General features: G+C 73.7%; 21 protein-coding genes. 11 read left to right on the top strand and 10 right to left on the bottom strand.

All coding sequences use genetic code 11. From position 1 onward, the window contains the following. Positions 1-90: 90 nt before the first annotated feature. Positions 91-2,007, top strand: coding sequence for an AfsR/SARP family transcriptional regulator (locus ABT014_RS04265; protein WP_350636865.1), 1,917 nt, complete (start codon positions 91-93; stop codon positions 2,005-2,007). Between the two features lie 46 nt (positions 2,008-2,053). Here ABT014_RS04265 and ABT014_RS04260 read toward each other — a convergent pair whose 3' ends face one another. Both ABT014_RS04260 and ABT014_RS04255 read right to left on the bottom strand, forming a co-directional pair. Further along, positions 2,054-2,236 carry a hypothetical protein gene (locus ABT014_RS04260; protein WP_350636863.1) on the bottom strand — a complete coding sequence of 61 codons (183 nt, stop codon included), beginning with the start codon at positions 2,234-2,236 and terminating at the stop codon, positions 2,054-2,056. Positions 2,237-2,399: 163 nt separating this feature from the next. Then, positions 2,400-3,149, bottom strand: a complete 750-nt coding sequence (locus ABT014_RS04255) for a PP2C family protein-serine/threonine phosphatase (RefSeq protein ID WP_350636861.1) — start codon at positions 3,147-3,149, stop codon at positions 2,400-2,402. A gap of 301 nt (positions 3,150-3,450) precedes the next feature. On the opposite strand from ABT014_RS04255, the gene gcl reads away from it, so the two are divergent. Beyond that, positions 3,451-5,232, top strand: a complete 1,782-nt coding sequence (gene gcl, locus ABT014_RS04250; RefSeq protein WP_350636859.1) for a glyoxylate carboligase — start codon at positions 3,451-3,453, stop codon at positions 5,230-5,232. A 115-nt stretch (positions 5,233-5,347) separates the two neighbouring features. On the opposite strand, the gene ABT014_RS04245 is transcribed toward gcl, so the two are convergent. Next, positions 5,348-6,760: an RICIN domain-containing protein gene (locus ABT014_RS04245; protein ID WP_350636857.1), complete on the bottom strand. Its 1,413-nt coding sequence runs from the start codon at positions 6,758-6,760 to the stop codon at positions 5,348-5,350. 417 nt (positions 6,761-7,177) lie between these two features. Between ABT014_RS04245 and ABT014_RS04240 the strand changes: the two genes are divergently transcribed. Next, positions 7,178-9,073, top strand: coding sequence for an RICIN domain-containing protein (locus tag ABT014_RS04240; RefSeq protein ID WP_350636854.1), 1,896 nt, complete (start codon positions 7,178-7,180; stop codon positions 9,071-9,073). Positions 9,074-9,084: 11 nt separating this feature from the next. On the opposite strand, the gene ABT014_RS04235 is transcribed toward ABT014_RS04240, so the two are convergent. Both ABT014_RS04235 and ABT014_RS04230 read right to left on the bottom strand, forming a co-directional pair. Continuing rightward, positions 9,085-9,384, bottom strand: a complete 300-nt coding sequence (locus ABT014_RS04235) for a DUF4190 domain-containing protein (RefSeq protein ID WP_350636937.1) — start codon at positions 9,382-9,384, stop codon at positions 9,085-9,087. A 125-nt stretch (positions 9,385-9,509) separates the two neighbouring features. After that, positions 9,510-9,662 (bottom strand): hypothetical protein, encoded by a 153-nt coding sequence (locus ABT014_RS04230; RefSeq protein WP_350636852.1) that lies wholly within the window; start codon positions 9,660-9,662, stop codon positions 9,510-9,512. Between the two features lie 95 nt (positions 9,663-9,757). Here ABT014_RS04230 and ABT014_RS04225 point away from each other — a divergent pair, with 95 nt between their 5' ends. Then, positions 9,758-10,399: a TetR family transcriptional regulator gene (locus ABT014_RS04225; protein WP_350636850.1), complete on the top strand. Its 642-nt coding sequence runs from the start codon at positions 9,758-9,760 to the stop codon at positions 10,397-10,399. 44 nt (positions 10,400-10,443) lie between these two features. Here ABT014_RS04225 and ABT014_RS04220 read toward each other — a convergent pair whose 3' ends face one another. Both ABT014_RS04220 and ABT014_RS04215 read right to left on the bottom strand, forming a co-directional pair. After that, the gene (locus tag ABT014_RS04220) at positions 10,444-11,607 is read right to left on the bottom strand and encodes a caspase, EACC1-associated type (RefSeq protein ID WP_502894845.1); all 1,164 of its coding nucleotides are present in this window, start codon (positions 11,605-11,607) and stop codon (positions 10,444-10,446) included. A gap of 96 nt (positions 11,608-11,703) precedes the next feature. Beyond that, positions 11,704-12,084: a hypothetical protein gene (locus tag ABT014_RS04215; RefSeq protein ID WP_350636846.1), complete on the bottom strand. Its 381-nt coding sequence runs from the start codon at positions 12,082-12,084 to the stop codon at positions 11,704-11,706. Between the two features lie 215 nt (positions 12,085-12,299). On the opposite strand from ABT014_RS04215, the gene ABT014_RS04210 reads away from it, so the two are divergent. The 4 genes from ABT014_RS04210 (at position 12,300) to ABT014_RS04195 (ending at position 16,430) form a co-directional block, all read left to right on the top strand. Next, positions 12,300-13,130, top strand: coding sequence for a S1 family peptidase (locus ABT014_RS04210; protein WP_350636844.1), 831 nt, complete (start codon positions 12,300-12,302; stop codon positions 13,128-13,130). Positions 13,131-13,254: 124 nt separating this feature from the next. Further along, positions 13,255-13,872, top strand: coding sequence for a TetR/AcrR family transcriptional regulator (locus ABT014_RS04205; protein ID WP_350636842.1), 618 nt, complete (start codon positions 13,255-13,257; stop codon positions 13,870-13,872). 33 nt (positions 13,873-13,905) lie between these two features. After that, entirely contained in the window at positions 13,906-15,531 is a 1,626-nt protein-coding gene (locus ABT014_RS04200) for an acyl-CoA dehydrogenase family protein (RefSeq protein ID WP_350636840.1), read from the top strand. Beyond that, positions 15,528-16,430, top strand: a complete 903-nt coding sequence (locus tag ABT014_RS04195; RefSeq protein ID WP_350636838.1) for an amidohydrolase family protein — start codon at positions 15,528-15,530, stop codon at positions 16,428-16,430. Before ABT014_RS04200 ends, ABT014_RS04195 begins: the two co-directional genes overlap by 4 nt. 35 nt (positions 16,431-16,465) lie before the next feature. On the opposite strand, the gene ABT014_RS04190 is transcribed toward ABT014_RS04195, so the two are convergent. Beyond that, a complete protein-coding gene (locus tag ABT014_RS04190) occupies positions 16,466-17,251 on the bottom strand; it encodes an inositol monophosphatase family protein (RefSeq protein WP_350636836.1) in 786 nt (261 codons plus the stop codon). A 119-nt stretch (positions 17,252-17,370) separates the two neighbouring features. Here ABT014_RS04190 and ABT014_RS04185 point away from each other — a divergent pair, with 119 nt between their 5' ends. The 3 genes from ABT014_RS04185 (at position 17,371) to ABT014_RS04175 (ending at position 18,979) form a co-directional block, all read left to right on the top strand. Next, entirely contained in the window at positions 17,371-18,336 is a 966-nt protein-coding gene (locus ABT014_RS04185) for an Lrp/AsnC family transcriptional regulator (protein ID WP_350636834.1), read from the top strand. 66 nt (positions 18,337-18,402) lie between these two features. Further along, positions 18,403-18,642 (top strand): DUF2277 domain-containing protein, encoded by a 240-nt coding sequence (locus ABT014_RS04180; protein WP_350636832.1) that lies wholly within the window; start codon positions 18,403-18,405, stop codon positions 18,640-18,642. A gap of 49 nt (positions 18,643-18,691) precedes the next feature. Further along, on the top strand, positions 18,692-18,979 hold the full coding sequence (locus ABT014_RS04175; RefSeq protein ID WP_350636830.1) for an Imm32 family immunity protein: 288 nt from the start codon (positions 18,692-18,694) through the stop codon (positions 18,977-18,979). An 11-nt stretch (positions 18,980-18,990) separates the two neighbouring features. On the opposite strand, the gene ABT014_RS04170 is transcribed toward ABT014_RS04175, so the two are convergent. Next, a complete protein-coding gene (locus tag ABT014_RS04170) occupies positions 18,991-20,145 on the bottom strand; it encodes a damage-control phosphatase ARMT1 family protein (protein ID WP_350636828.1) in 1,155 nt (384 codons plus the stop codon). Positions 20,146-20,180: 35 nt separating this feature from the next. Next, the gene (locus ABT014_RS04165; RefSeq protein WP_350636826.1) at positions 20,181-20,666 is read right to left on the bottom strand and encodes a DUF2269 family protein; all 486 of its coding nucleotides are present in this window, start codon (positions 20,664-20,666) and stop codon (positions 20,181-20,183) included. Positions 20,667-20,708: the final 42 nt, after the last annotated feature.

The raw sequence follows: 20,708 nt of genomic DNA, 5'->3' as shown, positions 1-20,708 counted from the left end.
ACGGATCGATAGAAACGGAGGTGTTGATCGACGACGGTGATCCGCACCCCGGGAACCCGGGGGGAGCGGCGCCGGAGGGAGTGCCGGTAGATGGAGTTCTGCGTTCTTGGGTCGCTGCTGGTCCGCGACGGTTCGGACGAGTACGTCGTCCCGGCCGCCAAGCAGCGGGCGCTGCTCGCCGCGCTGCTGCTGAGGCCCGGACAGGTGGTGCCGGCGGACGTCCTGGCCGACACCATCTGGAACTTCTCCCCGCCGCCCAGCGCGGCCACCACCCTGCGCAACTACGTCATGCGGCTGCGCCGCAGCCTCGGCGCCGCGGGCGAGCGGATCGGCACCCGCGAAGGCGGCTACCTGATCGAGCTGGACCCCTCCGAGCTGGACGCCTGGCGGTTCGAGACCCTGCGCGCGCAGGGGGTGGCCACGCTGCGCGAGGGCGCGTACGAGCGGGCGAGCGAGCTGCTCGGTTCGGCGCTGGCGCTGTGGCGCGGGCCGGCCCTGGTCGACGTGCCGTCCGACGCGCTGCACCAGTTCGAGGCCGACCGGCTGAACGAGGGGCGGCTGGACGCGGTGGAGGCCTGGGTCGAGGCGGAGCTGCGGCTCGGCCGCCACCAGGCCGTGGTCGCCGAGCTGCGCGCGCTCACCGCCGAGCACCCGGGCCGCGAACGCTTCTGGGCGCAGCTGATGACCGCGCTGCACCGCGGCGGGCGCCGCACCGAGGCGCTCGGCGCCTACCAGCAGGTCCGCCGGACCCTGGTGGAGGAGATCGGGGTGGAGCCCGGGGCGGAGATCCGCGAGGTGCACCGGATCATCCTCCGCGAGGAGGAGTCGAATTCCGCGCCGGGAACCGAATGTGCCGATCGGACGGTGGTCGAACCGCTTCCGGTGCCTTTCCAGCTTCCGGCGGACCTCGCGGATTTCACCGGGCGGGCGGTGGACCTGCGCCGCATTTCCGGATTCCTGGTCTCGCGGCGCACCTGTCCGCCGGTGGTCGCGGTCTCCGGTCAGCCGGGCGTGGGGAAGAGCGCGCTGGTGGTGCGCGCCGCGTACGAGGCGCGCGAGGAGTTCCCGGACGGCGTGCTCTACGCGGAGCTCGGCGGGAGCACCACCGAGCCGGCCGAGCCGGGGGCGGTGCTGGAGTCGTTCCTGCTCGCGCTGGGCGTCGCCGCGCCGGTGATCCCGCCGGGGATCGGGGCGCGCGCCGCGCTCTACCGGTCGGTGCTGGCCGGCCGCCGGCTGCTGGTGGTGCTGGACGACGCGCTGGACAGCGCACAGCTGCGTCCGCTGCTGCCGGCCGACCCGGCGGCGGCGACCCTGGTGACCGGCCGCCGGCTGCTGGCCGACCTTCCCGGTGCCCGCCAGGTGGGGCTCGGGCTGCCCGAGGAGTCCGAGGCCCGTCGACTGTTCGAGCGTATCCTCGGCCCGGCCCGGGCCGCGGCCGAACCGGAGGCGGTCACCGCGGTGGTGGCCGCCTGCGGACGGCTGCCGCTGGCCGTTCGGGCCGCCGCCGCGCGGCTGGTCGCCCGGCCGTCCTGGGGCGTGCGCGAGCTCGCTGCCCGGTTGGCCGACGGCGACCGGCTCTTCGACGAGCTGCGGGTCGGCGGGATCGACGTCCGCGCCGCGATCGCCGCCGGGGAGGCCGCACTGTCACCCGCCGCCGCGCGGGCCTTCCGGCTGCTGGCCTGGTCGGACCGGCCGGAGCTGGGCCTGAACATCGCCGCGGCGGTGCTGGGACGGCTGCCCGGGCGGACCGAGGAACTGCTGGACGAGCTGGTGGACGCCCACCTGCTGACCATGCCGGCACCGGGTCGGTTCGGCTACGACCCGCTGGTGCGGGCGTTCGCCCGCGAGCAGGGGCGGCGGCACCGGCCGGTGCGCCCGGACGCTGCGGGCACCCGCTGCGTGGTGACGGCGGCGGGACGCCCGGGCGACGGGCCGAAGGTGCCGGCCCAGCGGCAGCGCGGGGTCGGGTGCCCCACCTGCAGCCCGTCGGACGTCCGGGCCGCCTGAGCCCTTCGCGTCCGCGCCGCAGCCGGCCCTTCGCGCCGGGCCCGGCTCAGCGGTGGTCGCTCTCCTGGATCGGGCGGCCCACCGGCACCGGGCGCCGGCGGCGGGCGCCGAGCAGGACGGCGGCCGCGCGGCGGGCGGCCCGCCAGCGGCCGTCCTCGACGGGGGCGGTGGCGGGCGGGGTCGCGGGCGGCTGCTCGGTGGCCGGCGCCGGTATCCGTACCTCGGTCATGTCTGGACTCCCCCTCGGTCGGCCGCTGCGCGGGGCCGGCCTCGCTCCCCGCGGGTGATGCTGCATCAGGCCCGGCGGCCCGGCGTGAAGTCTACGCGCCGCGCCCCGCGACCCCCCGGCCGCGCACACCCCGACGCACGACCGTCCGCCCCGACGGCGCGGCTCAGTCCTCCGGGTGGACGGAGACCAGGGCGAGCGTGATGTTGTCCGGGCCGCCCGCGTCGATCGCGGCCCGCCACAGTTCGACGGCGGCCTCGGTGTCGTCGTGGCGAGCGAGGATCCGGGCGATCTCCTCGTCCGGCACCGGGTCGGTGAGGCCGTCGCTGCACACGAGGTAGCGGGCGCCGTCGGCGGGCAGCGGCCGGCCGGTGACGTGCGGGAGCACCGTCCGGGGCGAGATCGCACCGCCCAGCGTCTGGGTGACGATGTTGGTGGTGCGCTGCCCCGGAGGCGGCGGCGGGCTGTCGTCCGTGCTCAACTGGCTCAACTCCCCGCCGGAGAACTCGAACACCCGGCTGTCGCCCACGTTGAAGACCGTCACCTCCGGTCCGGCGATCACCAGGCCGGCCAGGGTGGTGCCCATCCCGATCAGCTCGGGGATGCGTTCGGTCGCCTCGAACACCTCCTGGTTGCAGGCCAGGACGGCCTCCCGGACGGCGTCCGGCCCGGGGAGCGCGGTGCCCAGGGCGGCCAGCCGGCGGACCACCAGCGCGCTGGCGACCTCGCCGCCCGGATGGCCGCCGAGGCCGTCCGCGACCGCGACCAGGCAGGGCGATCCGAGCGGGAAGAGCAGGGTCTGCGGGCTCTCGGTCACCGTCGCGCAGAGCGTCCACGGGCCGATCACCAGGCTGTCCTCGTTGTGCTCGCGCACCAGGCCTTCGTGGCTCAGCGCTGTCACCGCGATATGGGCCATTGTCCTCGTCCCCCGCTCGACGGCTTCTCCTGTCCCCATTGTGGCCGGGTCCGGCCCCGGTGCGCCGCGACCCACCGTCGGCGGGGTGGTGCGGGTACGGCCGGTCCGCCCCCACCAGGGGGTGGCGGCTGGTGCCCGGGCGCGGCGCGCCCGGACCCCCCTTGACGGCCGCGCGGGGCTCGGCTTACTTTGCTTTCGCATACCAAAACTATTCTTCCGCATCGTGGAAATAGCCCGCAGTCGGCGGGCCACCGGACGGAAGAGCCCCCGACCATCTCGGGCCGGACGCAGGAGAAACCCGATGCCTCGTATGACAGCCGCCCGCGCGGCAGTGGAGATCCTCAAGCGCGAAGGCGTCGAGGTCGCGTTCGGCGTGCCGGGCGCTGCCATCAACCCGTTCTACGCAGCCCTCAAGGCCTCCGGGGAGATCCGCCACACGCTCGCCCGGCACGTCGAGGGCGCCTCGCACATGGCCGAGGGCTACACCCGGGCCAAGGCCGGCAACATCGGTGTCTGCATCGGCACCTCGGGCCCGGCCGGCACCGACATGATCACCGGCCTGTACTCGGCGATCGCGGACTCCATCCCGATCCTGTGCATCACCGGCCAGGCGCCGACCGCGGTGCTGCACAAGGAGGACTTCCAGGCCGTCGACATCGCCTCGATCGCCCGGCCGGTCACCAAGGCCGCCACCACCGTGCTGGAGGCCGCCCAGGTCCCCGGCGTGTTCCAGCAGGCCTTCCACCTGATGCGTTCGGGCCGTCCCGGTCCGGTCCTGATCGACCTGCCGATCGACGTCCAGCTGACCGAGATCGAGTTCGACCCGGAGACCTACGCGCCGCTGCCGGTCTACAAGCCGGCCGCGACCCGGGCCCAGATCGAGAAGGCGATCGGCTTCCTGCTGGCCGCCGAGCGCCCGCTGATCGTCGCGGGCGGCGGCATCATCAACGCCGACGCCGCCGACCTGCTGGTGGAGTTCGCCGAGCTGACCGGTACGCCGGTGATCCCGACCCTGATGGGCTGGGGCATCATCGCCGACGACCACGAGCTCAACGCCGGCATGGTCGGCCTGCAGACCTCGCACCGCTACGGCAACGCGAACTTCCTGGAGTCGGACTTCGTCCTCGGCATCGGCAACCGCTGGGCCAACCGCCACACCGGCGCCCTCGACGTCTACCGCAAGGGCCGGACCTTCGTCCACGTGGACATCGAGCCGACCCAGCTGGGCAAGATCTTCGCCCCGGACTTCGGCATCGCCTCCGACGCCCGGGCCGCGCTGGAGCTGTTCGTCGAGGTGGCCAAGGAGCTGAAGGCCGCCGGCAGCCTCCCCGACCGCAGCGCCTGGGTCGCCTCCACCCAGGAGCGCAAGGCCCAGCTGCAGCGCCGCACCCACTTCGACAACGTGCCGCTCAAGCCGCAGCGCGTGTACGAGGAGATGAACAAGGCCTTCGGCCCGGAGACCCGGTACGTCACCACCATCGGCCTGTCGCAGATCGCCGGTGCGCAGATGCTGCACGTCTACAAGCCGCGGCACTGGATCAACTGCGGCCAGGCCGGCCCGCTGGGCTGGACCATCCCGGCCGCGCTCGGTGTCGCGACCGCGGACCCCGAGACGCCGGTGGTGGCGCTCTCCGGCGACTACGACTTCCAGTTCATGCTGGAGGAGCTGGCGGTCGGTGCCCAGCACCGGATCCCCTACGTCCACGTCCTGGTCAACAACGCCTACCTGGGCCTGATCCGGCAGGCGCAGCGCAACCTGGACATCAACTTCCAGGTCAACCTGGAGTTCGAGAACATCAACTCGCCGGAGCTGGGCGTCTACGGCGTCGACCACGTCAAGGTGGTCGAGGGCCTGGGCTGCAAGGCGATCCGGGTCACCGAGCCGGACCAGCTGCTGCCGGCCTTCGAGCAGGCGAAGAAGCTGGCGGCGGAGTTCCGCGTCCCGGTCGTGGTCGAGGCGATCCTGGAGCGGGTCACCAACATCTCGATGGGCGGCGCCGGGATCGACGCCGTCAACGAGTGGGAGGAGCTGGCCACCGAGCCCGGCCACGCCCCCACCGCCATCAAGGCCCTGGCGGTCTGACCGACCGGCCGACCTGCGGTGGGCCACGGCCCGGCGGCGCCCCGCGCGCCGCCGGGCCGTGGCCGTGGCCCGTGTCCGGCCCGGTGTCGTGGCCCCGTGGCGTGGTCCGGTGCCGTCAGACCGGCAGGTGCCACTGCTGGTTCGCCGCGCCGGAGCAGTCCCAGATCTGCAGCCGGGTGCCGTTGGCGGAGCTGGGGCCGGTGGCGTCCAGGCAGCGGCCGGAGGCGGGGTTGACCAGGGTGGAGCCGGTGCCGGGCCGCCACGTCTGGGCCCCGGTGCCGTTGCAGTCCCAGAGCTGGACCGGGGTGCCGTTGGCGGTGCCGGCGCTGGTCACGTCGAGGCACTTGCCGAGCGCCCGGAGCGAACCGTCCCCGGCCACGGTCCAGTTCTGCGCCGCGGTGCCGTTGCAGTCGTAGAGCTGGACGGCGGTGCCGTTGGCGGTGCCCGCGGCCGCGACGTCCACGCACTTGCCGCCGTACCCGGTGATCCGCCCGGTGGGCTGCCCCGGGGTGCCGGTGCCGCCGGTGATCGCGTTGAAGGTGCGGGCGAACTGGTACGGGCCCTGCGGGGTGCCGCTGCAGGAGTCGGACAGGGTGCCGTTGGTGGCGCAGGCCTTGTCGCGGCCGAGCGCCCAGAAGGCCAGCAGCTGGACGCCGTTGGTCGCGGCGAAGCTCTCCAGGGTCGCCGCGTTGCCGGTGGTGAACACCTCGTTGGTGGAGTCGTTGACCCCGATCATCGGGGTGTTGCCCTCCATCGCCCACAGCTGCTGGGAGGTCTTGGCCGTCCAGATCCGGCCGAGCTGGGTGTGCAGCGCGGTGGCGGCGTCGGTGGCGGCCCGGCCCATGTCGAGGGTGGGCCCGTAGTCCATCGTCATGATGTTGACCACGCCGACGTCCAGCCCGCGGCTCTTGGCGTTGCCCAGCAGGCTGAGCGAGTTCGCCTCCAGGCCGGTGGGGTCGACCGGCAGGGTGTAGTGCACGGCGAGGCTGCGGCCGGCACCCGCGTACTCCTGCTGGAGCTGGGCGAGGGCCTGGTTGCGGCGGTCGTTGGCGGCGGTGTCGTTCAGCGCGCCGCCCTCGATGTCCAGGTCGATCCTGGTCAGGTTGAGGGTGTCGACCACCTTCTTGTACTGCGCCTTGAGGCTGCTCACCGTGGTGCAGGCCTGCCCGAGTTCGGTGCCGGCGGCGCCGCCGAAGGAGGCGATCACGTCGCCGCCGGCGGCCCGCAGGCTGTTCACGGCGGAGGTCCAACCGGCCTCCGAGACGGGGGTGTTGCCGTTGAAGGTGGCGTTGCAGCTGCCGTCGCTGATCACGAAGGCGAGGGTGAAGTACTTGAGGCCGGTGGCGGCGCGGGCGTCGGCCAGGGCGGCCGGGGAGTTCCAGGTCTCGACGTAGGGCGCGGCGTACTGCGCCGGGAAGCCGGGGCCGGGGTTGGCGGCGGCGCTCGCCTGCGGGGCGGTGGCCAGCAGGGTGGTGGCGGCGAGGGCGAGCGGTGCGACGAGGGCGGCCGGGCGCGAGAGGCGTGGCATGGGAAGTCCTCCTGGGGACCGGGTGGGGGATCGGTGCCGCGGGCGCGCCCTGGGGCGGGCGGCCGGTGCTGACGGGACGTCATGCGGGGTGGCCCGAGGGCGGGGAGGCCGCGGTGCGCCGCGGCGCCGCTCGGCGTGGCACCGGAGTCAACTCGCCGTCAGGGCGGCCGTCAAGGGTTACCGATGGGAACCTTTCCTAACGGTCATCCCGTCAACTCCCGAACGATCACCCGGCGAGAACTCCCGAGCTTTGGCTTCACGAGTTGATGACAATTGGTTCAGACCAAAGTCTTGACGCTTTGATGTGTCCAGGAGTTGAATCGCACCGCGCCACCGGCTGCCCACCCCTCTCGCAGCCCGTTCTGCTGGCCACCACCCCACCCGCCGACCTCTCGGCCACCGAAAGGCGGAGCCGACATGCCTTGGCCCCCTTCTGCCCACCCCTCCCGCGGGCGTCGTACGGCGCTCGCCCTGCTGGCCGGCGCACTCGCCGCCTCCGGCCTGCTGGCCACCGGTGCCGGACCGGCCCGGGCGGCCGGCGAGCCGGTCTCGATCTGGCTCACCAGCACGGACGACGCCGGCGGCCGCCACGTCACCCGCGGGCTCCAGCAGCAGCCCTCGATCGCCTTCGGCACCGGTACCGGCAGCGGCGGCCAGCAGATCACCGTCGACGAGTCCGTCCGCTACCAGCAGTTCACCGGCGGCGGAGCCTCGTTCACCGACACCGCCGGCTGGCTGCTCAACAGCAGCGGGGCGCTGAGCACCGCCACCCGGGACGCCACCCTGCGGGCGCTGTTCTCGCCCACCGACGGGATCGGCCTGTCCTTCGTCCGCAACCCGATGGGCTCCTCCGACCTGGCGCGGTACGGCTACACCTACGACGACCGCCCGGCGGGCCAGAGCGACCCCGGGCTGGCGAACTTCTCGATCGCGCACGACCTGGCCGACGTGCTGCCGCTGACCAAGCAGGCCAGGCAGCTCAACCCGGCGCTCACCGTGATGGCCTCCCCCTGGAGCGCGCCGGCCTGGATGAAGGACAGCGGCAGCCTCGACGGCGGCTGGCTCAGGGCGGAGTACTACGGCGCCTACGCCCAGTACTTCGTGAAGTACCTCCAGGCCTACCAGGCGCAGGGCGTGCCGGTGAACTACGTGACGGTGCAGAACGAGCCGACCTGCTGCGCCGGCTACCCGTCGATGAGCTGGAACGGCTCGGGCCTCCAGTACTTCACCGGCACCGACCTGCTGCCCGCCCTGCAGGGCGCCGGGCTGGGCGCCAAGGTGCTCGCGCTGGACTGGAACTGGGACCAGTACGCCGGCTACGCCGCGCCCACCGTCGACGATCCGGCGATCCGCAACCACCCCAACTTCGGCGGCATCGCCTGGCACGGCTACGGCGGCGACGTCTCGGCGCAGAGCACCGTGCACGACCGCTACCCCGGACTGGACGCCTTCGACACCGAGCACTCCGGCGGCACCTGGATCGGCAACCAGCAGCAGGAGGACATGCGCAACATCATCGACTACACCCGCAACTGGGGGAAGTCGGTGACCAAGTGGAGCCTGGCGGTGGACCAGAACATGGGTCCGCACCACGGCGGTTGCGGCACCTGCACCGGGCTGGTCACGGTGCACGACGGGGACGCCCGCAGCGGGCAGGTCGACTACACGGTCGAGTACTACACGATGGGCCACCTCACCAAGTTCGTGAAGCCGGGCGCCTACCGGATCGCCTCCACCGCCAACTCGGCGGTGCCGAACGTGGCCTGGCAGAACCCGGACGGCTCCAAGGCGCTGATCGCGTACAACGACAGCGGCTCGGCGCAGACCGTGCACGTCAACTGGGGCGGCCAGAGCTTCGGTTACAGCCTGCCCGCGAAGACCTCCGCCACCTTCACCTGGAGCGGCGGCCAGAGCGGCGGCGGGGCGAGCGGTCCGGTCACCGGGCTGGCCGGCAAGTGCCTGGACGTGGCCGCGGCCGGCACCGCCAACGGCACCGCCGTCCAGCTCTACGACTGCAACGGCTCCGCCGCCCAGCGCTGGACCTTCGGCGCCGACGGCACCGCGCGGGCGCTCGGCAAGTGCCTGGACGTCTCCGGCGGGGCCACCGCGGACGGCAGCAAGGTGCAGTTGTGGGACTGCAACGGCACCGGGGCGCAGCGCTGGAGCTACTCGGGCGGCTCGCACGACCTCGTCAACCCGGCGGCGGACAAGTGCCTGGACGTGACGGGCAACAGTTCCGCGAACGGCACCCGGGCGCAGATCTGGACCTGTACCGGGGCGGCGAACCAGAAGTGGACGGCCCCGACCGGCTGATCCGTGCCGGCTCAGCCGAGCTGGAGCAGGGTGCCGTGGCCGGCGGCCAGGGTGCCCGCCAGGACGGCGAGGTCGGCCACGCCGAGGGCGAGCCCGAGCAGGGCCCGCCCTCGGCGCGCGGTGCCGCGGAGCAGGGCCAGGCCGCCGAGGACGATCGCGATCGGGCCGAGGATCAGGTTGAGGACGAGCAGGCCCGGCAGCCCGAGGACGAAGGAGGCGACGGCCATCTGGTCGGCCTCGGCCCGGCGGCGGGCGGGGTTGCCCGCGGCGGGGCTGTTCACGGTGCGGGCGGTGTGCGCGGTGGTGTTCATGGTGTGCACGGCGGGACTCCTCGGTGGTCTCGGTCGGTCCGTCGACGGTGCGGTGCGGTCGGGTGCGCCGCGCGGTCATCCGTGCGGTGCGGTCAGGTGCGTGGCGCGGTCGGGCGCGGTGGCCGTCAGCGCCGGAGCAGGCGCGGCAGGTGCTCGCGGGCGCCGAACAGCAGCAGCCAGGCGGCGATCGCGCCGGCCGCGGCCAGGAAGACCGGCATCGTGGTGTGGACGGCGGCGCCGGCCAGCAGGCCGAGCGCGGCGAGGGCGAAGAGGAGCATGGCAGGCCTCCTGAGATCGTTTCAGCTAACAAGTGTTCGCTGACATCTCCAATCTACCCTTCCCAGACTCGGCAAACAGTTGTTTACTGAATGATGTGAGTCACAGTGAGGGCGGTACGGGGGTCCGGCAGGCCCAGAAGCAGCAGAGCCGGCGGGCGCTGCTGGACGCGGGGCTGCACCTGCTGGAGCGGCAGAACCTCAGCGGTCTCGGGGTGCGCGAGGTCACCCGCGCGGCGGGGATGTCCCCGGCCGGGTTCTACCGGCACTTCCCCGACCTGTCGGCGCTCGGCGTGGTGCTGGTGGAGGAGTCGCTGGCCAACCTGCACGGCATGATCCGGGCGGCGCTCGCCGAGCAGGGCGGTCTGGGCGACGATCCGGAGGCGCTGATCGACCGGGCGGTCGAGGTGGTGGCCGCGCACGTCGGTGAGCACCGCGCCTACGTCCGCTTCCTGGCCCGCGAGCGGCACGGCGGGGTGCGCGAGGTGCGCGAGGCGATCGCGGCCGAACTGCGGCGTTTCGCCGATGAGGTGGCCGGGGCGCTCGCCCTGCAGCCGGTCTCCGCGGGCTGGCCGGCGGGCGAGGTGCGGATGCTGGCGGAGCTGTACGTCGACCTGCTGGTGATGGCCGCGACGGCGTTCCTGGAGGCCGGTCCCGAGGGCGAGGCGGAGGTCGCCCGGACGGCCCGCACCAGGCTCCGGCTGATCAGTGTCGGGCGCCGCCACTGGCACGACGGCTGAGCGCCCTCCCCGCGCCGTGCTCGGTGCGGCCGGCCGGACAGGGCCTAGTCAGGAACTCCGTGGTTCCGGGCGGCATCCCTGATCTCGGTGAGGAACGTCTGCATGGCGTGGTGGCCGATGGGCCGGGTGGGAACGGCCAACTCCGAGCCGTCGGACACGATGCGCACGCCGGCCACCTCCGTCCGGACGCTTCCGTCGCTGATTCCGGTGGGGTGGGAGGCCCAGGTGAGCTGAACCGCCATGTGCTTGAGTGCCCCGTAGGAGACCTGTCTGGTGGTCCCCTTCCAATGCCAGATGATGCGTCTGTTGCTGAAGGCGATGAACCGGCCGGTGAAGATCAGCGACTGGTCGAGGAATCCGAGGAGTCGCTCTCCGTCGAGCGCGGTCGGCCACGTGCCGATCGTCGACCACGGCAGGGCGTCGCCGGTGACCGCCTTCGGCACGCCGTCCAAGTGCCTGAGGACGCTCAGGAGCAGGTCGGACTCGAAGCCCAGCCTGGTCTCCTCCTCCTCGGGTCTCAGGATCGGGACGGCACCCGGAGCAGCCTGGACGTTGCGCGTGATGGACATCCCGACCCCACCGTCGAGCACAAGGATGCGGGGTTGGGGCATCGCCGACTTCTCCAGCCGCCTGCTCACCTCGGTGTGGACCTCGTGCAGGGTGAGCAGCGGCCTTCCGCCGGGGAGGCCGCCGCCGAGCACCGAGATGAGTTGGCCGGTGTACGCGGTGTACTCGGCTCCCCGTTTGGCCGTCGAAGTGGACATCGGGCCTGATGAGACCAGAGAGACCGCGCCGGACGTTGTGATCTCTTCCTCGCTGATTGCGGTGCCGTCGTCCATCGACTCGAAGGACTTGGCGGAGTAGCAGGTGTCCAGGACGACCACCTTGCGAGGGACCGAGTACAGCGCTTCGCCGAGGGTCGTCTGGATGTCCGCGTACTTGATGGCGCCGGTGTTGTAGTTCCCGTTGAGCCGCGCGCCGCTCAGGCACAGGTAGAACTCGCGGGTGACGGGATGGCGCATCCCGTGACCGGCGAAGTAGAAGACCACGGTGTCGGTGGCGTCCCTGAGCGCGTCCTGCAAGGCGATGAAGACCGCTTCGCGGGAAGGGTTCACGAGTGCGACGCAGTGCTCGTCGGCGAGGCCCCAGACGCGAGGGTGCCTGAGCAACTCCGAGAGCCGTTGCACGTTGCGCGCGGTGGCGGGGATGCTGTGGAAATCGGTGGGGGGGGGGCGACTGTTCGGACGTGCCGACGATCACCGCTCTGGAGCGGGACGGGTCGTTGAGTCTCACCTCCAAAGCGTTCAGCCCTCCTGGGTGAGGGTCAGACGGGCCGTCGCCTCGGCCGCCTGCGTCTCCAGGTCGTCGTCCCCGGTGTGCACCAGCTCGGCCTCCCCGCCGAGGCTCGACGTCAGCAGGATCGGCGGGGCCGCGGTGCGGGAGTCCTGCCACTGCAGGAAGGTGATGACCGCCTGGAAGACGGTGGGAACGAGGGTGACGGACGAGATGATCAGGGACGCGATGGCGATCCCGTCCATGTCCTCGGTCGGCTCGTCGGACCGCACCGTCCTGATGTGCGGGTTCGCGGTGAACGTCGGGTGGGTGATGAGCCAGTCGCCCAGGTCGGAAGCTTCCTCCGCCAGGCCCCCGGGGATGTCGAAGAAGATCTCCACGGACTCGTTCACGTCTGTTCCCCCTCCGTGCCGGGTGGTCAGCGCCCGGCGACAGTAGTCGACCTACCCGCCTCCGGCCGACCGCACACGGCCCGGCGGCCTGTCCGAGGACCCGCCCGAGGCTGACCGGTCGGAGCTGGGTCTTGACGAGATCTTGGGGTCCGGCGCTCTTGACATGGCGTCATGTCCACGCCAAATTTTGAGGACCCCCACCGAGAGGCCCTCTCATGCAGAAGCCGCTCATCGGCGCGTCCTGCGCCGCGCTGCTGTTCTCCGGAGTCACCGCCCTGGCCGGCGCCGCCCCCGCCTCGGCCGCCCCCGCCGTCACCGTCACCTACGCGGGCACGGTGGCGCTCAGCAACTGCTCCGGCTCGCTGGTGCGGCTCCCCAACTCCGCCGCCACCGACCCGGCCCTGATCCTGTCCAACGGCCACTGCCTGGAAACCGGCATGCCGGGCCCGGGGCAGGTGCTGGTCAACCGCTCGTCCAGCCGCAGCTTCACGCTGCTCAGCTCCACCGGCGGCAGCCTCGGCACGGTCCGCGCCAACAAGATCGTCTACGGCACCATGACCGACACCGACGTGTCGATCTACCAGCTCACCAGCACCTATGCCGCGATCCAGTCCCGGTACGGGATCGCGCCGCTCACCGTCTCGCCGAACCACCCGACCCAGGGCGCCGCGATCAAGGTGGTCTCCGGGTACTGGAAGCGCACCTACTCGTGCAACGTGGACGGGTTCGTCTACCGGCTCAAGGAGGGCGGCTGGACCTTCAAGGACTCGGTCCGCTACACCTCCAGCTGCAACACGATCGGCGGCACCTCCGGCTCGCCCGTCATCGACACCGGCACCGGCCAGATCGTCGCCGTGAACAACACCGGCAACGAGGACGGCGAGCGCTGCACCGAGAACAACCCCTGCGAGGTCGACCAGAACGGCACGGTGACGGTCCGCAAGGGCATCAACTACGCCCAGGAGACGTACGGCATCCCCGCCTGCTTCGCCCCGGGCAACCGGCTCGACCTGACCCTCGCGGGCTGCGTCCTGCCCCGGCCGTAACGGCCCCCCGAACGCCAGGGCCACCCGTCCACCCCCCCGGCGGGTGGCCCTGGGCTCCTCCTCCCGCGCCGCCGTGCGCCGTGCCCCCTGTGCTAAGAGCTGAATCGGTGGTTCAATTCTTGGTGTGGCATACCGACGCACCCCCGCCGTACAGGCCCGACTGGACGCCCAGCGCGAGGCGGTGCTGCTCGCCGCCGTCGAGCTGATGGCCGAACGCGGGTACGGCGGCTGCTCGATGGCCGCGGTCGCGCACCGGGCCGGGATCGCCACCGGCTCGATGTACCAGCACTTCGCCGGCAAGGCCGACCTCTCGGTCGAGCTGTTCCGGCTGACCGTGGGCCGGGAGCTGCAGGCCGTCACCGAGGCCGCCGCCCGCGAGAGCGGACCGCAGGCCCGGGTCGCGGCCGTGGTGGAGACCTTCGCCCGCCGCGCCCTGAAGGCCCCGCGACTGGCCTACGCCCTGCTCGCCGAACCGGCCGACGCCGTGGTCGACGCCGAGCGGCTGGTCTTCCGCCGCGCCTTCCGCGACCTGTTCGCCGCCCAGATCTCCGAAGCCCTCGACGCCGGCCAACTGCCGCCGCAGGACGCCGCGCTGACCGCCGCCGCCCTGGTCGGCGCGGTCGGCGAGGCCCTGGTCGGCCCGTTGGCCGCCGGCGGCGGGCAACCGGACGACGTGATCCCCGCCCTGGTCGCCTTCACCCTGCGCGCGCTCGGGGACCAGCCCCCCGGCGCCGTCCGGTGAGCGGGACCACCCGATGAGCCGAGGAGCAGCCTGATGCCCGCCACCCACGAGGTCACCAACCAGGTGCCCGCCCCGTACGGCCACGACGTCGCCGACGACCCGACCCTGCTGGCGGCGCTGCACCGGGCCGGCGCCGGCTGGGTCGAGCCCGAGCTGCACGAACTCGGGCTGCTGGCCGGCTCCGAACAGGCCGCCGAATGGGGGCGGGCGGCCAACGAGAACCCGCCGGTGCTGCGCACCCACGACCGCTGGGGCCACCGGATCGACGAGGTGGAGTTCCACCCGTACTGGCACGAGCTGATGCGGGTCGCCGTCGGGCACGGCCTGCACGCCGCGCCCTGGCAGGACGCGCGGCCGGGCGCGCACACCGCGCGGGCCGCCAAGTTCCTGGTCTGGAGCCAGGTCGAGGCCGGACACACCTGCCCGATCTCGATGACCTACGCCGCCGTCCCCGCGCTGCGCGCCACCCCGGCCCTGGCGGAGCGGCTGGAGCCGCTGCTCGCCTCCCGCACCTACGACTTCGGGTTGCGCGAGCCGCACGGCAAGCGCGGCCTGATCGCCGGCATGTCGATGACCGAGAAGCAGGGCGGCTCCGACGTCCGTGCCAACACCACCACCGCCACCCCGCAGGCCGACGGCAGCTACCGGCTCACCGGGCACAAGTGGTTCACCTCCGCGCCGATGTCCGACCTGTTCCTCACCCTGGCCCAGGCGCCCGGCGGGCTGAGCTGCTTCGTGCTGCCGCGGGTGCTCCCGGACGGCGACCGCAACCGGCTGCTGCTGCAGCGGCTCAAGGACAAGCTCGGCAACAGGTCCAACGCCTCCGCCGAGATCGAGTACGACGGCGCCGTGGGCTGGCTGGTCGGCGAGGAGGGCCGCGGGGTGCGGACCATCATCGAGATGGTCAACATGACCCGGCTCGACTGCACCATCGGCGCCGCCGCCGGGATGCGGTACGGCGCGCTGCGCGCGGTCCACCACGCCACCCACCGGCGGGCGTTCGGCGCGGCCCTGATCGACCAGCCGCTGATGCGCAACGTGCTGGCCGACCTGGTGCTGGAGTCCGAGGCGGCCACCGCGGTCGCGATGCGGCTGGCGGAGTCCACCGACCGGGCGCTCGGCGGCGACGAGAACGAGACCCTGGTCCGGCGGCTCGGCCTCGCCGTCGCCAAGTACTGGGTGTGCAAGCGCGGTCCGGCGCACGCCGCCGAGGCGCTGGAGTGCCTGGGCGGCAACGGCTACGTCGAGGAGTCGGGGATGCCCCGGCTCTACCGGGAGGCGCCGCTGGTCTCGATCTGGGAGGGCTCCGGCAACGTCGCCGCACTGGACGCGCTGCGCGCCATGGCCCGCAACCCGGAGAGCGTGGCGGCCCTGCTCGGGGAGCTCGACCTCGCGGCCGGCGCCGACCACCGCCTCGACGCCGCCGCCGCGGCGCTGCGCAAGCAGCTCGGCGACACCTCCGAGATCGAGTACCGCACCCGCCGCCTGGTGGAGTCGATGGCGCTGGCCTTCCAGGGCTCGCTGCTGGTCCGGTACGGCGACCCGGCGGTGGCCGACGCCTTCTGCGCCTCCCGGCTCGGCGGCGACCACGGGGCCGCCTTCGGGACCCTGCCGGTCGGGGTCGACACCGCGGCCGTGCTCGGCCGGATCCGGCCGTGACGCCGGCGGCCGTCCCGGAGCGCGCCGAAGTCCGGTCGTTCTGGGGCGGGTTGGGGCTGCCCGGCCTGGTCGACGTGCACACCCACTTCATGCCCGAGCGGGTGCTCGCCAAGGTGTGGGCGTACTTCGACTCGGCCGGCCCGCTGACCGGGCGGCCGTGGCCGATCGCCTACCGCCAGGACGAGCAGCAACGGGTCGACACGCTGCGGGAGTTCGGGGTGCGGGCGTTCACTGCGATGCTGTACCCGCACAAGGCGGGGATGGCCGCCTGGCTGAACGGCTGGGCGGCCGACTTCGCCGCCCGGACGCCGGACTGCCTGCACACCGCGACCTTCTTCCCCGAGCCCGGCGCCGGCGGGTACGTGGCGGCGGCGCTGGACCGGGGCGCCCGGGTGTTCAAGGCACACGTCCAGGTCGGCGGGTACGACCCCGGCGACCCGCTGCTGGACCAGGTCTGGGGCCTGCTCGCGGAGTCCGGCACGCCGGTGGTGGTGCACTGCGGCTCCGGCCCGGCGCCCGGCAAGCACACCGGGCCGGGCCCGATCGGGGCCGTCCTCGCCCGCCACCCGCGGCTGCGGCTGATCGTCGCGCACCTCGGGCTCCCGGAGTACTCCGAATTCCTGGACCTCGCCGAGCGCCACCGGCACGTCCGGCTGGACACCACCATGGTGTTCACCGACTTCACCGAGCTGACCGCGCCCTTCCCGCCCGCCGAACGCCCGCGCCTGGCAGCGCTGCAGGACCGGATCCTGCTCGGCACCGACTTCCCCAACATCCCGTACGGCTACCCGCACGCCCTGCACGCGCTGGCCCGTCTCGGGCTCGGCGAGGACTGGCTCCGGGCGGTCTGCCACGACAACGCCGCCCGGCTGTTCGGGCTGCCGCCGGCCGGGCCCTGACCCCGGGGGCTCGAGGTGCGGCGGCCCGCCGCGCCTCAGGCCACGGTGGCCAGCACCGCCAGCAGGTCCCGGTGCAGGCTCGGTGCGGCGGCCACGAAGCCGTCCGCCTGCGGCGTCCACGGCCGGCCGCGCGGGTCGGTCACCGCGGCGCCCGCCTCGCGGGCGATCAGCGCGCCCGGCAGCAGGTTGGTGACGTCCGAGCCGTACTCCCAGAACAGGCTGAGGTGACCCGAACCGACCTGGGCGACCTGCAGCGCGGTCGGCCCCAGGTTCCGTACCGCCAGCACCCGCGGTGCCACCGCGGACAGCGAGGCACCGGCCCGGCGCAGCGCCACCGCGTCCCGGGCCGGTAGCGGCGGTTGGCCGGTGGCCGCCACCGCCGCCGCCAGCTCCCGCGCGGGCGGGGCGATCGGCCGGCCGTTCAGGCGGGCGCCGGCGCCGAGGGCGGCGGTGTAGGTGGCGCGCTGGAGCGGTGCGTGCACCACGGCGAGGACGGGTTCGCCGTCCCGCAGCAGGGTGGCGGTGACCGCCCAGTGCGGCAGGCCGCTCAGGTACTGCACGGCGCCGTCGGTGGCGTCGCACACCCACCACTCGCCCTCGGCGGGGACGGTGCCGGTGAGCTCGTCCTCGCACCAGCCGGCCTGCGGGCGCAGCGCGTGCAGCCGCTCGCGCAGCAGCCCGGCGGCCGGGCCGTCGACCGCCGCGAAGGCCGCCATCGCCTCGGCGACCGTCACGGCGGGCACCGGTTCGGCGGGCTGGCTGCCGGCCAGCCGTCCGCCGACCTCGTGCACCGCTTCGACCAGCCCGGTGATGATGTCCATGTCCGTCCTCCTGCTCGTGCTCCCGGTCCCTCCGGCCGGACAAGGACTATCGTGATGCCGGCCGGTGGCGTCCCTCCTCGCCCCGGCAGCTGCGGAGATCGGACACCATGGACACGGATGTGGCGGATCCAGCCGGGATGCTGGACGAGCTGGACCGGCGGCTGGTCGGCGCGCTCCAGGTCGACGGCCGGGCCGAGAGCGGTCGGATCGCCGAGGTGCTCGGGGTCTCCGCCCGCACCGTCACCCGCCGCCTGGCCCGGCTCACCGGGGCCGGGCTGGTGCGGGTGGTGCTGATGCCGGACGCCCGGGACTCGGCGGTGGGCGCGGTGCTGCTGCGGGTCCGGGTGCTCAAGGGCAAGGTCGACACCATCGCGCACGCGCTGGCCGCCAGGTCGGACGTGCCGTTCGTCGACGTGATGCTGGGCGGGCAGGAGATCGGCGCCGTGGTGCTCGGCGACGGCGGCGCCCGCGACCGCCTGCTGCACGCCCAACTGCCCGCCACCGGCGCCGTCCTGGAGACCGTCCCGTACGCCGTGCTGCACCTGTTCGCGGACGCCGGCCACTGGCGCGCCGGCCACCTCACCCCGGCGCAGGAGGCGGCCCTCGCCCCGCCGCCGGCGACCACCGCGCCCCCGGAGCCGGACGGGCTGGACCACCGGCTGCTGGCCGCCCTCGCCGAGGACGCCCGGCAGTCGCACGCCGCGCTCGGCGCCCGGGTCGACGCCCCCGAGTCGACCGTCCGCCGCCGGCTGCACCGGCTCGCCGCCGGCGGCCTGCTACGCACCCACGCCACCGTCGACCCGCGGCTGCTCGGCATGACGGTCGACGCCAACCTGTGGCTGGCCGTGCCGCCCGGGCGGCTGGCCGCGGTGGGGGAGGCGCTGGCCCGGCACCCGCAGGTGCACGGCGTGCTCGCCACCAGCGGGCCGGCCAACCTGATGGCCGCGGTGTTCTGCACCGACCACGCCGGGCTGTACCGGTTCACCACCGAGACCCTCGGCCCGCTGGGCGTGGACCGGGCCGAGATCGCGATCGTGGCGCGGGCCGTGAAGCGGGCCGGGGTGGTGCTGCCGCGGCTGCCGTGATCCGTTGCCGTGCTCCCTTGCCGTGATCCGCCACGCCGATTGCCCGGCCTGGCGCAGACTGGAGTCATGTGCCGCAGCATCAAGACCCTCAGGCCGCCGATGTCCCTCGACGTCACCGACGAGGACATCCGGGCCGCCGCGCTCCAGTACGTCCGCAAGATCTCCGGGTTCCGAGCCCCGGCCGCCCACAACCGGGCGGTCTTCGACGAGGCGGTCGACGCCGTCGCGGCGGCCACCGCCCGCCTGCTCGACGGCCTGGAGGTCCGCGGCGCCACCGACCACCCACGCGAGGCCGCCGCGGGCTAGCGCCGGGCCGCCGAACGGCGGGTGGGGCGGGTCCGGCAGGATGGGCGCCATGGCGGAGCAGCAGGACACCCCGGCGGGCGGATGGACGGTGGCCGTGCAGACCGACGCCGTGCGGACGGAGTTCCGCCGGCCGTCGCAGGCCCGGATCACCGTGCGCGCCGGGAAATCGGAGGTCGTCGTCGAGGCGAACGCCGACGGCCTGCGGGCGCTGGCCGGTCACCTGGTCACCCTGGCCGGGGACGGTGTCCCGGACGGTGCGCACCTGCACCTGGAGGCCGGTGTCGGGCTGACCGGGGGATCGGCCGGGCTGGTCCTGGAGCGCGACGACGAGGCGTGAGCCCCCGGGGCTCAGCCCGGGTGGACCTGGAGGACGGCGTGGTGGCCGTCGGTGCGCCAGGGGGTGCCGGTGCGGTCGAGGTCGGCGACCAGGGTGGCGGGCAGGCCCACCACCACGTCCGACTTGAGCGTGCGCAGGGCGGCGACCGGGGACGGGAAGTGGTCGACGGCGGCGCCGAAGCCGGTGGTCGGGGGCCACTCGCGGTCGCCGACCAGCCGGCGGTAGTTGAGGTCGCCCTTGAGGACGGTCAGCGCGGCGCCGGCGAACTCGGCGCGCAGGTCGGCCGGCAGGTCGTGGTACGGCAGCGGCGCGCAGAAGAACGGGTGGGTCCGGACCGTGAGGGTGCCCCGGTTCATCGCCTGCCACAGCCGGTCGCCGATCGGCCCGGCGCCGGCGCGCAGGCGTTCCAGGGTGGCCAGCAGATCGGCCGTGGTCGCGTCGGAGACGAAGTACGGCCGGGGTTTGAGGTACAGGCCCACCGAGCCGGCCAGGCCGGTGGCCAGCAGGTGGTCGATCAGGGCGAGGTCCGGCAGCAGCTCCCGCCCGGCGTTGTCCGCCACCACGCACAGGTGGCCGCCGCCGGCCCGGTCCAGCACCTCCCACAGCGCGGCCCGCTGGTCGACCAGCAGCCCCGTCGCGCGGGGCCCGTCGTCGGTGTCCGCGGTGTCCGCGGTGAGCCGGAAGCCGAGGTCGGCGCGGTTGCCCCAGAGCGCCGAGGTGAGCAGCGCGTCCGCCCGGTCCTGCGGCGGCAGCTCCCCGAGCGCGGCCAGCTCCTCGTCCACCGCGGGGCTCGCCAGCTCGGCGGCCTTGAACGGGCCGAACGGGTCGACGCCCTGCCAGGCACCCGCCCGGAAGTACCCGGTCGCCTCCAGCAGCCGCCGGTGGAACCAGTTCTCGGCCCACAGGAACGGGGCCTGCCCCCACGGCCGCCCCCACAGGCCCTCGCCCCAGGCCAGCCACTCGGCGTGGTCGTGGGCGTCCGCGCCGAGCGGCTCCAGGACGCCGGCGGTGCTCTCGGCGAGCAGCCGCTCCAGGGCCGCCCGCTCGCCGGGGCCGTACGGCAGGGCGGCCAGTACCCGGCGGATGAGCTCCGGGTGCCGCTCGTGGAAGACGGTCCAGGGGAAGGAGCCGGGGCGGTCGCTGCGGATCACGGGTGCGGTCGGCACGGTGGGGGCCCGTCGGGGTGGGGGAGGGAGCTCGGTCAGGCGCCGGTGGTGGAACCGGGGCGGATCACCATCATGACCACCACGACCGCCCAGAGCAGGTTGAACACCCCGGCGGTCATCGGCAGCAGCCGCAGGCCGCGCTCGGCCCGGTCCCGGTCCTCGCCGGCCGGCTCGCCGGCGTCCAGGGCGTCGATGGTGGCCTGCTGCGCGGGCACCACGAACAGCAGCAGGGTGCCGGCGGAGAGCGCGGTGAGCACGATCGAGACGATCAGCCAGGGCTGCCCGATGATGCCCATCACCTGGGCGGTGCCGATGCCGAGCACCGGCACCGCGATCCCGAGCAGCGCGTAGACGTTGGTGATCCGGTGCAGCAGCCGCACCGAGGCGCCGGCCGTCGCCCGCTCCGGGCCGTCCGCCAGCGCGGCCTTGGCGCGGGTCGGGAACATGCTGACCGCGACCGCCACCGGGCCGATGAACAGGACCGAGGCCAGGACGTGCAGGCTCAGCAGGAACTTGGCCATGGTGACGGGAATCCTTACGCGTGCGGGAGTGCCTACCGGGGG

It is taken from the genome of Kitasatospora sp. NPDC094015, assembly GCF_040304075.1.
Lineage (GTDB): Bacteria > Actinomycetota > Actinomycetes > Streptomycetales > Streptomycetaceae > Kitasatospora.
Note: the sequence above shows the minus strand (reverse complement) of the source record. Positions and strands in the feature narration are given on the sequence as shown.

What these genes read in the sequence shown, in the direction of transcription:
- ABT014_RS04265 (WP_350636865.1), top strand. Translation starts at nt 91, where the DNA reads ATGGAGTTCTGCGTTCTTGGGTCGCTGCTGGTCCGCGACGGTTCGGAC.
- ABT014_RS04260 (WP_350636863.1), bottom strand. Translation starts at nt 2,236, where the DNA reads ATGACCGAGGTACGGATACCGGCGCCGGCCACCGAGCAGCCGCCCGCG.
- ABT014_RS04255 (WP_350636861.1), bottom strand. Translation starts at nt 3,149, where the DNA reads ATGGCCCATATCGCGGTGACAGCGCTGAGCCACGAAGGCCTGGTGCGC.
- gcl (WP_350636859.1), top strand. Translation starts at nt 3,451, where the DNA reads ATGCCTCGTATGACAGCCGCCCGCGCGGCAGTGGAGATCCTCAAGCGC.
- ABT014_RS04245 (WP_350636857.1), bottom strand. Translation starts at nt 6,760, where the DNA reads ATGCCACGCCTCTCGCGCCCGGCCGCCCTCGTCGCACCGCTCGCCCTC.
- ABT014_RS04240 (WP_350636854.1), top strand. Translation starts at nt 7,178, where the DNA reads ATGCCTTGGCCCCCTTCTGCCCACCCCTCCCGCGGGCGTCGTACGGCG.
- ABT014_RS04235 (WP_350636937.1), bottom strand. Translation starts at nt 9,384, where the DNA reads ATGAACACCACCGCGCACACCGCCCGCACCGTGAACAGCCCCGCCGCG.
- ABT014_RS04230 (WP_350636852.1), bottom strand. Translation starts at nt 9,662, where the DNA reads ATGCTCCTCTTCGCCCTCGCCGCGCTCGGCCTGCTGGCCGGCGCCGCC.
- ABT014_RS04210 (WP_350636844.1), top strand. Translation starts at nt 12,300, where the DNA reads ATGCAGAAGCCGCTCATCGGCGCGTCCTGCGCCGCGCTGCTGTTCTCC.
- ABT014_RS04200 (WP_350636840.1), top strand. Translation starts at nt 13,906, where the DNA reads ATGCCCGCCACCCACGAGGTCACCAACCAGGTGCCCGCCCCGTACGGC.
- ABT014_RS04190 (WP_350636836.1), bottom strand. Translation starts at nt 17,251, where the DNA reads ATGGACATCATCACCGGGCTGGTCGAAGCGGTGCACGAGGTCGGCGGA.
- ABT014_RS04180 (WP_350636832.1), top strand. Translation starts at nt 18,403, where the DNA reads ATGTGCCGCAGCATCAAGACCCTCAGGCCGCCGATGTCCCTCGACGTC.
- ABT014_RS04175 (WP_350636830.1), top strand. Translation starts at nt 18,692, where the DNA reads ATGGCGGAGCAGCAGGACACCCCGGCGGGCGGATGGACGGTGGCCGTG.
- ABT014_RS04165 (WP_350636826.1), bottom strand. Translation starts at nt 20,666, where the DNA reads ATGGCCAAGTTCCTGCTGAGCCTGCACGTCCTGGCCTCGGTCCTGTTC.